This is a genomic window from Nonomuraea sp. AD125B (assembly GCF_041402765.1).
Classification (GTDB): Bacteria; Actinomycetota; Actinomycetes; order Streptosporangiales; family Streptosporangiaceae; genus Nonomuraea; species Nonomuraea bangladeshensis.
Window position 1 is genome coordinate 250127 of the sequence record NZ_JBGLOU010000015.1, and the last position, 11680, is coordinate 261806.

Annotated in this window: 14 protein-coding genes; 11 read left to right on the forward strand and 3 right to left on the reverse strand. The window is 67.2% G+C overall.

Annotated elements, in window-relative coordinates; all coding sequences use genetic code 11:
* The first annotated feature begins 10 nt into the window (after positions 1-10).
* Positions 11-712, forward strand: a complete 702-nt coding sequence (locus tag ACBR40_RS35255) for a hypothetical protein (RefSeq protein ID WP_371251535.1) — start codon at positions 11-13, stop codon at positions 710-712.
* Positions 713-767: 55 nt separating this feature from the next.
* Entirely contained in the window at positions 768-1469 is a 702-nt protein-coding gene (locus ACBR40_RS35260; RefSeq protein WP_371251536.1) for a DNA polymerase beta superfamily protein, read from the forward strand.
* Here ACBR40_RS35260 and ACBR40_RS35265 read toward each other — a convergent pair.
* Positions 1435-2196: an MBL fold metallo-hydrolase gene (locus tag ACBR40_RS35265; protein WP_371251537.1), complete on the reverse strand. Its 762-nt coding sequence runs from the start codon at positions 2194-2196 to the stop codon at positions 1435-1437. The genes ACBR40_RS35260 and ACBR40_RS35265 overlap by 35 nt on opposite strands.
* Before the next feature lie 107 nt (positions 2197-2303).
* Here ACBR40_RS35265 and ACBR40_RS35270 point away from each other — a divergent pair, with 107 nt between their 5' ends.
* Positions 2304-2858 carry an EF-hand domain-containing protein gene (locus ACBR40_RS35270; RefSeq protein ID WP_371251538.1) on the forward strand — a complete coding sequence of 185 codons (555 nt, stop codon included), beginning with the start codon at positions 2304-2306 and terminating at the stop codon, positions 2856-2858.
* Here ACBR40_RS35270 and ACBR40_RS35275 read toward each other — a convergent pair.
* Complete coding sequence (locus ACBR40_RS35275; protein ID WP_371251539.1) at positions 2834-3412, reverse strand: hypothetical protein; 579 nt, start codon at positions 3410-3412, stop codon at positions 2834-2836. The two genes, ACBR40_RS35270 and ACBR40_RS35275, sit on opposite strands and share 25 nt — an antisense overlap.
* Before the next feature lie 88 nt (positions 3413-3500).
* On the opposite strand from ACBR40_RS35275, the gene ACBR40_RS35280 reads away from it, so the two are divergent.
* The 7 genes from ACBR40_RS35280 (at position 3501) to ACBR40_RS35310 (ending at position 9403) form a co-directional block, all read left to right on the forward strand.
* Positions 3501-4157, forward strand: a complete 657-nt coding sequence (locus ACBR40_RS35280; RefSeq protein ID WP_371251540.1) for a TetR/AcrR family transcriptional regulator — start codon at positions 3501-3503, stop codon at positions 4155-4157.
* Positions 4145-4435, forward strand: a complete 291-nt coding sequence (locus ACBR40_RS35285; RefSeq protein WP_371251541.1) for a DUF6204 family protein — start codon at positions 4145-4147, stop codon at positions 4433-4435. Before ACBR40_RS35280 ends, ACBR40_RS35285 begins: the two co-directional genes overlap by 13 nt.
* 219 nt (positions 4436-4654) lie before the next feature.
* Entirely contained in the window at positions 4655-4891 is a 237-nt protein-coding gene (locus tag ACBR40_RS35290) for a hypothetical protein (RefSeq protein ID WP_371251542.1), read from the forward strand.
* Positions 4892-5101: 210 nt separating this feature from the next.
* Positions 5102-5680 (forward strand): hypothetical protein, encoded by a 579-nt coding sequence (locus ACBR40_RS35295; protein WP_371251543.1) that lies wholly within the window; start codon positions 5102-5104, stop codon positions 5678-5680.
* A gap of 330 nt (positions 5681-6010) precedes the next feature.
* Positions 6011-6496, forward strand: a complete 486-nt coding sequence (locus ACBR40_RS35300) for a hypothetical protein (RefSeq protein ID WP_371251544.1) — start codon at positions 6011-6013, stop codon at positions 6494-6496.
* Positions 6497-7143: 647 nt separating this feature from the next.
* Positions 7144-7623, forward strand: coding sequence for a GNAT family N-acetyltransferase (locus ACBR40_RS35305; RefSeq protein ID WP_371251545.1), 480 nt, complete (start codon positions 7144-7146; stop codon positions 7621-7623).
* A gap of 922 nt (positions 7624-8545) precedes the next feature.
* Entirely contained in the window at positions 8546-9403 is an 858-nt protein-coding gene (locus ACBR40_RS35310; protein WP_371251546.1) for a hypothetical protein, read from the forward strand.
* Positions 9404-9966: 563 nt separating this feature from the next.
* On the opposite strand, the gene ACBR40_RS35315 is transcribed toward ACBR40_RS35310, so the two are convergent.
* On the reverse strand, positions 9967-10434 hold the full coding sequence (locus tag ACBR40_RS35315; RefSeq protein ID WP_371251547.1) for a hypothetical protein: 468 nt from the start codon (positions 10432-10434) through the stop codon (positions 9967-9969).
* Positions 10435-10871: 437 nt separating this feature from the next.
* On the opposite strand from ACBR40_RS35315, the gene ACBR40_RS35320 reads away from it, so the two are divergent.
* Positions 10872-11132, forward strand: a complete 261-nt coding sequence (locus ACBR40_RS35320; protein WP_371251548.1) for a hypothetical protein — start codon at positions 10872-10874, stop codon at positions 11130-11132.
* The last annotated feature ends 548 nt before the right edge of the window (positions 11133-11680 follow it).

Consider the following 11680-nt stretch of genomic DNA (forward strand, 5'->3'; position numbering starts at 1 on the left):
GATCGACGGCATGACCTCCCCCTCCGTTGATTTCCCCGGCCGTTGGGCCGAGGCGGCCGGGCTGCTCCTCGGGCCGGTGCTGATGCTCGCCGGCGTCCTGCTCCGCGCCGGCACGGACGGCTTCTTCCCCGCCCAGCTCGCCGCCTTCGCCGCGGACCCGGCCAGGATGAGCCTGTCGTACGGGGCCTTCGCCGCCGGGAACGTGCTGCTGTGGCCGGCGGTCATCGCCCTGGTCCGGCGCGTGTGGCCGGCGCAGCCGAGGTGGGCGCTGTGGGGCGGGACGCTCGTCCTGCTCGGCCTGTTCGCCAGGACCTTCCACGCCGGGGTCAACCATCTCGCCTTCCAGCTCGTGGACGTCCAGGGGGTGCGGACGGCGCAGCAGGCCGTCGCCGACTCCTACGGCGCGTTCCACGTGTTCCAGCCGCTGTCGTTCGCGATCTTCTTCGGGTGGATCGTGCTGGCCGTGGGCACGTGGCGAGCGGGCGTCCTCGGACCCGTCCGGTCCGTGGCCCTGGCGTCGATGAGCGCCCTGCCGCTCGGCGTGCTCAAGGGCACCGGGCCGATGTCCGTCGTCGCCACCGTCGGCCTGTGCGTGGCCCTGGTCCCGCTGGGGCTGCGGGTCCTCAGGGACGGCCCGGCCCCACGGTGGTGGGCCTACCCGCTGGCGCTCGCCCTGGGCGGCGCGGCGGTCCTCCTGGGCCTGGCCGGCTGAAAACCGCGTGCGCCGCCGGGGTGATCACATCCATGCTGATGGCTGGAGGAGCACTATGACTGCGAACGTGTTACTCGCCGGGATTGTCGGCTCGACCGCGTACGGACTGGCCGGGCCGGGCAGCGACGTGGACCGGCTCGGCGTCTACGCCGCCCCCACGCTCGACCTGGTCGGCCTGACCCGTCCCAAGGAGAGCCTGGTCTCCACCGGCCCGGACCGGACGCTGCACGAGGCGGGCAAGTGGTGCGCGCTCGCGCTGGGCGGCAACCCGACCGTGATGGAGCTGCTGTGGTTGCCGGACGACCTGTACGAGACCCGTACGCCGCTCGGCGACGAGCTCATCGCGATCAGGGACGCGTTCCTGTCGGCGCCGCGCGTCCGCGACGCCTATCTGGGCTACGCCACCCAGCAGTTCCGCCGGCTCGAACAGCGCGGCGACGGCTCGTTCTCGGCCAACACCCGTAAGCGCACCGCCAAGCACGCCCGGCACCTCGCCCGCCTCCTGCACCAGGGCCGCGAACTGTACGAGACCGGGCACCTCCCCATCCGCCTGCCCGACCCCGAGGCCGTCCGCGCTTTCGGTGAGCGGGTCGCTGACGGGGACACCGAGGCGGCGCGCGACTTGCTGGCGTCCACATCGCATGCCTTAGACACCGCGCACACCCCGCTGCCCGCGCAGCCCCGCCGCGCGGTGGTGGAGGAATGGCTGCGGCAGGTCCGCGTCATTCACTGGAGTCCGCCCGCGTACCGACCGTGACCTTGAGGTCTTCTTCGGCGGCCAGCACGTCACCGCCGAACGCGCGCCGGGCCGCGGCCACGGCGGCGTCCCGGTCGTTGCCCGGCCAGAAGTGGGTGAGCATCAGCCGCCGCGCGCCCGCCCGTGCGGCCCAGTAACCGGCCTCGGCGGAGGTCAGCAGGTTGCGCGGGGAGCGACCGGTCTCGCCGTCCCGGTCGGTGGCCTCGACGATGAACAGGTCGGCGCCGCGGCCCAGCTCGGCGAGCACCGGAGTGGGGCCGGTGTCCCCGGAGTAGGCCAAGGCGACCCCGCCGGCCTCCAGGCGGATCCCCGCATTGGGCACGTAGTGGGGGAGCGACAGCCCTGTCAGCTCGAAGGGGCCCACCCTGTGGCTTCCTGGCAGCGGACGCACGTCGAAGACCGCGCGCAGGTCGACGTCGGGCTCCAGGCCGCCGAGCCGGTCGAGCACGCCGGGCGGGCAGTACAACGGCAGCCTCGGTGCACCGGCGCCGCCGTAGAACCGCATCCGGAACAGCCCGTGCAGGTCGATGCAGTGATCAGGGTGCTCGTGGGTGACGACGACGGCGTCCACCGCGCCGTCCGGCCAGTGCGCGAGCAGCCGGGGCAGCGTGCCGTAACCGAGGTCGAGCACCAGGCGGTAGCCGTCCCAGTCCACCGCGAAACCGCTGCAGGCACGGCCTGGCTCGGGGAAGGCGCCACAACTGCCGAGCACAGTGACTTGTCGCATCCGCCCAGATTGTCATGACGGACGCGACAGATCCGTCACTCACCTGGCTATGGTCACGGTCGGTGTCGGCTCGACAGCATGGAGTCTCCCGATGAGCGGAGGCGGAAGTGGCCAGTGAGTTCCAGCGGAGAAAAGTCGGCGGAGTCTTCCGGGCGATGGACGTGGACGGCGACGGCCGGCTGACCCAGGCCGACTTCCAGGCGCTGGCGCGCCGCTGGACGGCCGTCGCGGGCTCCGCCGACCCGGAGCGGCTGGCCTCCGTCATGACCGGTTGGTGGCCGGTGCTCAAGGCCGCCTCCGCCGGTGACGACGGGGTCTCCCTGGACGAGGTGCTCCGCGTCGTGGACGGGCTCGGCGACATGACCGACGCCGTCTCCGGCACCGCCGACGCGATGTTCGAGGCCATCGACCTCGACGGCGACGGCCTCATCTCCCGTTCGGAGTACGGCGCGCTCATCGCGACGTGGAGCGGGGCGCCCTCGGCGACCGACGAGATCTTCCCGCGCCTCGACCTGGACGGCGACGGCCACCTCACCCGTAACGAGTTCCGCGTCCACTGGACCGAGTTCTGGGCCGGCGACGACCCGGACGCCCCCGGAACCTACGTGTTCGGCGCCCTGACGGAACAGCCCCCGGCTCACCAGGAGGGGTCATACCTGTAGCTGTACCAATGGCCTGTCAGGTGGGTGTAGTGGGCGTCGCCGTCCGTGTACTCACCGGGCTCGCCGGAGGGCAGCCAGAGGAAGCCCCTGCCGTCGGGCAGGAACGGGTCTCGCACGGCGAACTCCACGCCGCCTTCTCCTGTGGAGTCGTTCTCGTGCCGGGTCCCGTCGCACGCCCGGTACAGGCCGGCCCATTGGCACGGGTGTTCATGGCCGGGGTTCTCGTACACGGCTTTGACGTAGGCTGCCATGCCCGGCTCGGAGATCGTGAAGCGGACCCAGGACGGCGCCCCGGTGGCGAGGGCGAGCAGGACGACGGCGGAGATGTAGCACGGCATGAGCGAGCGGGTGAAGACGCCGTCCGGCACTGTTCCCTTGTGGTCGGCCCAGGCCATCCGCATCGCCCAGTAGGTGAGCAGGAGAAAGCCGGCGGGGAGCCCGTACAGGAACGCGTCGAGGTTCGACCAGGAGGGGTGACTGGCCCCGGCCAGGAGCGCGGCCGCCGCGGCCGAGAAGACGACCAGGAAGGGTAATCCGGGCGGCTTGTTGATCACGGCCTCACCCTAGCGCCGCGGTCGGCCGGCGATCACGGGGAGCGAATTGCAGTCGACTCCAACTATGGAGTCTGGTTAAAGTTTCCCCATGTCTTCCGAGGGACTACGGGAACGCAAGAAACGCGAGACCCGGCGGCACATCAGGGAGACGGCCCTCGCGCTGTTCGTCGAGCGGGGCTTCGAGCAGGTGACAATCGCCGAGGTCGCCGCCGCCGCCGGGGTGTCGGCCAACACGATCTACAACTACTTCGAGACGAAGGAGAACCTCGTCCTGCCGCCCGACGAGGCGTCCCCTCAGAGGCTCGCCGACATGGTGCGCGGCCGCCGGCCCGGCGAGGCCGCCGCACCGGCCGTGCTGCGCACCCTGCGCGACGAGGTGCGGCGCCGAGACCCCAGCCTGGGCCTGACCGACGGTTTCGGCCGCGTCTTCGAGATGATGCGGGCCGCGCCCACGCTGACGGCCCGGCTTGAGGACCTCGGCCGGCAGATGACCGACGCGCTCGCCGCCGTACTCGCCGAGGAGACCGGCGCCGCACCCACGGCCCCGCTGCCCCGCGTGGTGGCCTGGCAGCTCGGCGCCCTGCACGCACTCGTGTACACGGAGATCGGCAGGCGCACGACCCTCGGGGAGGGGCCCGACGCCATCGCCGCCGCCGTCCTCGACATCCTCGACACCGCCGAGGAGCTGCTCGGCGGCCACATCCTCACGTACGCCGCCAGAAAGGACCCCCAGTGTTCAGAGTGATCATCTCCGGCAGGTTCGGCGACCTCGACGAGGCCGGCCGCGCCGCCGTGCTCGCCGCGTCCGAGGTGGCCTTCACCGAGCGCGGCGCCTTCACCCACGACGGCACCCTGTCGGCGTTCACTTTCCGCTGCCAGGTGCCGGCCGGCCCGGACGACGACGAGCAGGCCGCCACCGGGCGCGCTCTCGCGGCACTCGACGCGTACGGGCAGGCGTACGACGTCCTGCGGGTGGCGGTGACCGACATGCGCGACATCAAGGTCCGCCGACGTCCCGCCTAGCCTTTGCGTACGCGATGGCAAGCAGCCCGGCTGCGACGCCGGCAGGGCGCGCATGAGAGGCGGCAGTGTGGGCACAACGGTTGGTCGCGGCCACCCGCACGGACCCCCAGGCGGTAGCGGCGCTACTGACAGCCGGGGCGAGGGGGCGCTGCAGGAAGCCGCGGCGCGCAGCGGCGGGCGGGTGCAGTTGATGGGATTGGAGCGGTTGTGCGGAGGTTCGTGACCGCGATCGAACCGGGAGAACTCCGCGGCCCGCGGAGTGTCCAGGTCGGGGCGATCGACATCAACATGCCGCCACGGATCACAAGTGACCAGGTCAACGGTCTCAATCTGCTGCGGCCGTCACGGACAGGCGTCATACTGTTGCTTGCGGTCATCGCCGTTCTCCTTCTTGGAATCGTTGCTACGAAGGATCACGCGATGACCGCTCTCATTTCACAGCGCCAAACCCGCTGACCAAGCAAAGGCCCCGCTCTGCGGGGCTGGGCTGCTCGCCTCACCCGGCTCGACCAGCACTACCGGCGGCGGCTGGACGGTCCCAAGCATTCGATCCCGGCGTATGACATGAGCCGTGCCGGGTCTGGCACGCTGACCGTCATGGGAACTGGTGCGGCAGCTCTGGGGCTCGTGGAGGTCACGTCGGCGTTGGAGGCAACTCTCACCGCCTTGACCACGGCAGGGGCCGACCCGGCGTACCGCGTGGGCGGCACCGGCGCGGCCCTGCTGCAAGGCGTACGGCTGCCTGTCGGGGATCTCGACCTCCTGGTGGCCCGGCGCAAGGACGTGGACGCGTTCGCCGCCGCTCTCTCGTCCTTCCCGTGCCTCTACACGCCATCCTGGCTGCCCGAGAGCGCGCAGTATTTCACCCGCTACGAGGTGAACGGCGTCCACGTGGAGATCAGCACGGTCGAGAGGGAAACTGACTCCGGCGCCATGGAGTGCATCGGCCGCGGCCCCTGGCAGCACTACGTCCTGATCGCATGCGGCCCCTACCAGGTTCCTGCCGTACGCCTTGAATTGCGGCTGGCCACTGAGCTCCTGCGCGACCGCCCCGACCGGTACGAACCGCTCCTCGACCACCTGGCCACGCACGGGTACGACGCGGATCTGCTGGACAGGGCCATGACCGCGTACGCTCTGCCGACGGAACGCCGGCGCTTGGCCCACAACCGCCTCGACGGACGCCCGCCCCTCGGCTCGACCGATCTCGGCGCCAATCGCCCGTCGGGAGACCTCAGCGTCTGAACACCCCACCATCACTTCCCGAAGTCCGAAGCGGAGAGGGCAGGCGGCTCGTCCGCCCGGCTGGGCCCACTGACTGCCACCACCACGGTCTTGGCGGCGGGTCAGCAGCCGCGGCCAGATCGCCATCGCCGGACAGCACGTCGGTGTCGGCATCAGCCACGCCGGAGCGACCGTGACCGTCGAAGCAGCCGACGGCACCTTCCGCATCACCCGCGCCGCCCGGGTCATCGCCGAGGTCGCTCGCCACCACCACCAAGCCCATCGCCCGGTTCAAAGTCCGCAAGCCTCAGCGCTGACCGAAAGATCACACTGTCGGGTAGAACTGCGTGCATGGATCCGGTGAAGCTGCAGCAGGCCCTGGACGACGTCTTCGACCAGGCCCTGCTGCGCCATGGCTTCACGAACTACATGCGCGACTACCAGCTCGTGATCCACACGACCGCCGACCCCAGGAGCGGGATCGCGCCGGCGACGCTGCGCTACCTGTTCCGTCACTGCGTGCAGGTCACCTGCACCACCACCGTCTCGGCCGACACCTGGCGCACGTCCCTCGACGACCGGCTCATCACCTACGAAACCGGCGTCGACCTCGACGGATACGTCTGGGGCGTCAACTGGCAGGATCTCTGCCCGGGGGCCACGCTCATCACCGACTCACCGACCGCCCGCAACTGGGCCGCAGCCGTCGGCATCGACTTCCACGAAGTCCGGATCCAGGCCAACGCCCACGACCTGACCCTGATCTTCTCCGACCTGCAGATCGACGAACTCCCGCCCGAATGGCAGGGCCCGGACCACAAGTTTCCGATTCAATAGGCATCGGAGAACAACAGATCATCTAGCCGGAGTGTCACCCACCTCCCGAGCCGGATCTGTCGCACGGGTCCTGACCTCTGAGTCGTTGTCACCATGACGATCGGCGCCTGGGCCGCCTCTCCCACCGCGCACACCACCCTCGTACTGGACGTCGGCTCACCACGCACCTGCCGGCGACCGGGATCGACGCGTCCATCGGCACGCTCGACAACGCCCTGACGGATCGCGGACCGCCTTGTACAAGACCGAGCTGATCAAGCTCCGCGGCCCGTGGCGCCGACCGTCAGCCCCACTCGCCGGACGATCGCAGGGATCACATGAACGTTCTGCCCTTCTTGGTCGGTGCAGGACTCGAAGCCTGGTTCGGGTTGGAAGCATCCCCGCTCGTCGAGCGGGACGTTCAAGGCGATCTTCCTCGGATGTCCGGGGCATCTGGCGATGATGTCGAGCAACACGTCCGTGCCTCCGCCGAAGGCATGTGCTTTTCGGGGCGGACCGAGGCTGCCTTTGCGACACTCGGGGCCAGGGATCCCCAAGAGACGCGCAGTGCGACCTTCGGAGTTGCTTGTCCCGAGAGTTTGTACCCCGCCCGGTCATGGGATCTCCGAGACACGCAGACATGACAATCTCCGCCCTATGGTTCTCTCATGAACAAGTCACTACGGCTGGCGCCTATCACCCCTGCCAACGTTGAGATGGCCATCGCGGTGAAAGTCCGTCCCGACCAGGAGCATTTCGTCTCACCGGTGGCGAAGTCTCTCGCAGAGGCCTACGTGCAGCCGCATGTGGCCTGGCCGCGCCTCATTCTGGACGGCGATCGTCCCGTCGGGTTCCTTATGGCCTTTCTCGAGATTGACTGGAACGGTAAGGGAGTCGACTTCCGGTCAGGCTTGTGGCGCCTCAACGTGATACCCGAGGCGCAGGGGCAGGGCGTCGGCAGATTCGCTGTCAGGGCCGTGGCCGCCGAAGTCAAGCGTCGCGGTGGTAGGCACATGTATGTCACGTGGGAGCCGGGAGAAGGCGGACCCGAAGATTTCTACCGGAAGCTCGGGTTTCAGCTCACGGGCGAGGAAAGCGATGGCCAGAGGGTTGGGGTGCTGGACCTGACTGAACTGGACCTGCACTGAGAGAGCCAGGTACATGCCGCACGTGAACGTCCCGGCGGCATCCCCTAGAGCATCGTCCCCGTCCTCCAGGAGCACATCGACACGTACGTGCAGGATGACTCAGGCGCCCTCTTATCCCCAGCGGCCGAGAGTAGCCCCATCCGCCGCAGCGGGTTTAACACTCGCATCCGGTGGGTGGACGTCGTCACGGAGATGGGCTTTCCAGGCTTCACTTCCACGACCTGCGGCACATAGGGACACGTTGACCCGCCGGTCCGGTGTGGGTCTCAAGGACCTCATGGCGCGCACGGGACACGACAACGTACGGGCGGCCATGATCTACCAGCACGCGGTCAGAGGACGCCATCGATCGGCGACTCGAAGCTCGTGACGATAACGACGGCGAGGCCCAGGGCGGGCGTACTGGTCCCGGCAAGCTGATCAAGAGCTAGTCACCCGCGAAGATCGAAGCGGTCGGAAACAGGCAAGGCCCAGGTCGAGACTCATGTCCCTACCTGGGCCGTTCACGATGAGAGCGGGTGACGGGGCCCGTGAAGATCGACCAATCTCGTATAAGGCCAAGGTCCGGACACCGAAGCGACCGGCCTGCCTGCCCGGGCTTTCGTACGTGGAGCGGGTGACGGGAATCGAAGCCGCGCTGTCGGCTTGAGAACTGCATCGATCACGGCTTGATGAGGCGCCGAGACTCCTCGAACAAAGACCACGACCACAACCCGGCCGTGGCACGATCACTGTCGGTGGCACAGCGGCTATGGGGGCTCGGTGCGCGACGCTGTCGCTCCGTTCTGGATTTCGGCAGACGTGACTCTCACCAGTCGGCTAAAAATAGCTAATGATCTTTACGGCAGTGCGTGGAAGTCTCAGGAATGCCCTGGTTGTGCTGTGTGGAGCCACGCTTGCGGGGTGCGGTCTGGTCGGTGGCATGTTCGGAGAGGGCGTTGCTACGTCCAAGACAGCAGCTGACCTGGTGCTGCCGTTGGATGTCTACGAACTCGGCCCGGTCGATGACGCACAGGTTTTGCGCGCCCGGTTCGGATTGATAACAGAATGCCTGCGGCAGTACCAGATCGATTTTCAGGCACCTTTCGTCGAACCGGCGATCTATCCCCGGAACGCCGATTACCTGGGATGGATCGAAGGACGGCAGGTCGGCCGATACGGCTATGCCGGGCCACCCGGGTACACGTCGGTGAAGGCGATGGACGGTTTCGAGCCGTACTCGGTGACGGATGAACAGTTCCGCGTGCTCGTTGGAAAGATCAAACGATTCCGTGGCACGGCGGTGCCTCCCGGTGGATGCGAGGCCAAGGCCGACAGAGTGCTCAACCAGGGAGCGAAGGGCGTCCCCGCCACCGAGATCGTGAAGAGGTTCAATCAGGACGAGGTTCCTGGGCTGGCGTCCGACGCGGCCGGGGCGGCCTTTCGGGACGAGCGGATCGCGGCAGCCGAGCGGTCCTGGAGTGACTGCATGGAACGGGCGGGCTTTCACTATCGGACCACGTCCGATGCGACAGGCGACCCGCGATGGGCGACGACCGCCGCGAATGACCACATAGATCTGCGACGTGGCACACCGGAGGAGATCCGTACCGCGCTCGCGGACTCCACATGCCGCCGGGACGTCAACTACTACGGCGTCCGCCAGGCGGTGTACACGGAGTACCAGAACAAGATCATCAAAAGTCATCGTGGCCGGTTGGACACGATCAAGGCGCTTAACGAGGCTCGTCTCGCCAACGCTACGAAGGTGCTGAACGGTGAGATCACGGTTACCTGGTAGCGCACAGGTCTGGTGACGGTATACGGGAAACCGTGCTGGGTCGACGGCTTTCGATGACAATGAGGCGGCGGCATTGATTCAGCGGGCGCTGCAACTCTTGGAAAGGGCGAATGACGGGGAAGAGGTCCGTGACCAGAGGAAACGCGGAGCCACGCTCCCTCAAGCACGTACCGCGTCCAGCTATGCAAGGGCAATCGTAGGGCTGCATCTGTGCGGCGGCGTGGCAACCCTGGTCGGGGAGTTCGGTTGGTACGGCGGGGCCGGCGGGCGGAGGGTCGGGGTACGGCGGCGCGCTGCGCAGGCACAGATGTACGTGTCGACCACCGCGGACCAGCCGTCCGGCCACTATTAGCAGTCACTGGCGAAGGCTAGGTGATCCTTCAGAATGTGGATCAATTCGTGTCGCGACATCGCCCGCCCACCACCTACCTGAGCAACGTCGGGGGCAGGAAACGCTGACCTGGGCATATGCCGGTCGAGTACCCGTGAATCCCGTGATGCCCCGCTGATCGCCGTGCGAACGGGCACGCAGCGGGCACGCCAGCGACATCCCTACCCAGGCCCTATTCGGTGAGTGCCCACCCCTGGCTCTGAGCGCGGAGCAGCTCTCGGGCGAGGCCACGGGCGTTGGAGTCCTGCTCCGCGATCGTCTTCAGGGTGCCAACGGCCTGCTCGACTCGCGCGACGATCGCCGTGATGACATCGATCGTCTCACCCTCGTGATCGGTGAACGACTCATAGCCTGGTTCAGGCTGGAAACATCCCCACCAATCGAGCAAGACACAAAGAGCAGTCTGCCTCGGCAGCCCAGGGTGCTCGGTGATGATCTCCAGCAACACGTCGGTGCCTGCGACGGCTGCTGGGTAGAGCGTCCCAGCGTGATCGTTTCCCACGGCCGATCGAATGCCGCCCCCTTGATCCAGGTCATCACGAGTACTTCTGAGCAAGGCCGTAAAGGCATCCGCGACAGTTTCCGGCCGGTACCACCTCGGTCCTGGGATCGCCGCCCAATCCACTGCCTGAGGCTCCATAGGGGCAGCGTACGTCACGCCCTAATTGTCGGCTCCTTGAGCGATAGAGGTCGAATTGTCACGGTCAGCTCGGGAATTGCAGGCATCTTGCCTTGGTGGGGCGACGACCTGAGGCTAGGGCCGGTCGTGCGTGCCGTGGTTGCCCCCTCGCCACCGCCCTTAATGGCACGCTAATGGCACGGCGATCAGCCCTCGGCCTGGTGTTTCTCGAGCGACGCACACGCCGCCGTTTGACCACCCCGTCGCCGTGGACCCTGGTGTGCTCGGCTTGTCCCGGGTCGATGGTGGGCGGGATGATCAGGCTCCCACCTCAGCGACCTACGGACTACAGGCCCAAGCGATGATCATCCCCGCAGCTGGAGGGCCCCGCCGGAGGCGTTAGGTTGAAGCCGTACAAATCGAATGCTCGACTTGGCCGCGGCGAAGGGGCGACGGGTATGGAGATTCGTCCGAAGGTCTGGAGTAAAGAGTTACGCAGTGTCCTGCTCAAGTGGACTGCCGGTATCGTGCTCTTCTTCTTGGTGGAGCTGGTCGTCGACTACATCACTGAAGGGCCTGAAAGGATCACGGCGGCGTACCTTTCAGCGCGCTCTCTCGTGCTCGCCTTTCTCTGGCTGATCGGAGCGATGTTCATATGGCGCTGGGGCTATGCCCGCGCTCTAAGACGGCAGAACGAGTCGAACGGAGTCGAGAAGTAAGGCGCCTCGGCGGAAGGACGGCGGGTAAGCTCAGCTTGGACATAAGTCACTGGCTTGCCGTAGATTCACGATGAAGATCCATAGTTTTACTCCTGAGCCCACCTCCGCTGGGTGCCTCCTATTCCCCACCCTGTCGAGCTTCGGATAGGAGCTCGACAAAGTCGGCCACAAGTTTCGGACTGGCGGCGATGGTCGCGCGGGCAGTCATCGTGCGTGGGCTGCCATCGAGGTCAACGACCATAGCTCCTGCCTCTCGGGCGATGATGACGCCCGCGCGGTGTCCCAGGCATTGTTGCTGAGCATGACGTTGGCATCAATCCTCCCGCCCGCCACCCAGGCGACGTCCCTTGACCCGTGGCCCTGGTCTGCTCGGCTTGTCCCGGGTCGACGGTGGGCGGGATGATCAGGCTTTCCCCTTCACGGGACTGTAAAACTAACGGCGGATCTGATGATCAAGGAAGAGACGCTTGATGTCCGAGACCGCCGTGGAGTCGCTGTCCATGAACGAACTGCCTGTCGAGCCGGACCGCTCGATGACGGACGAGCAA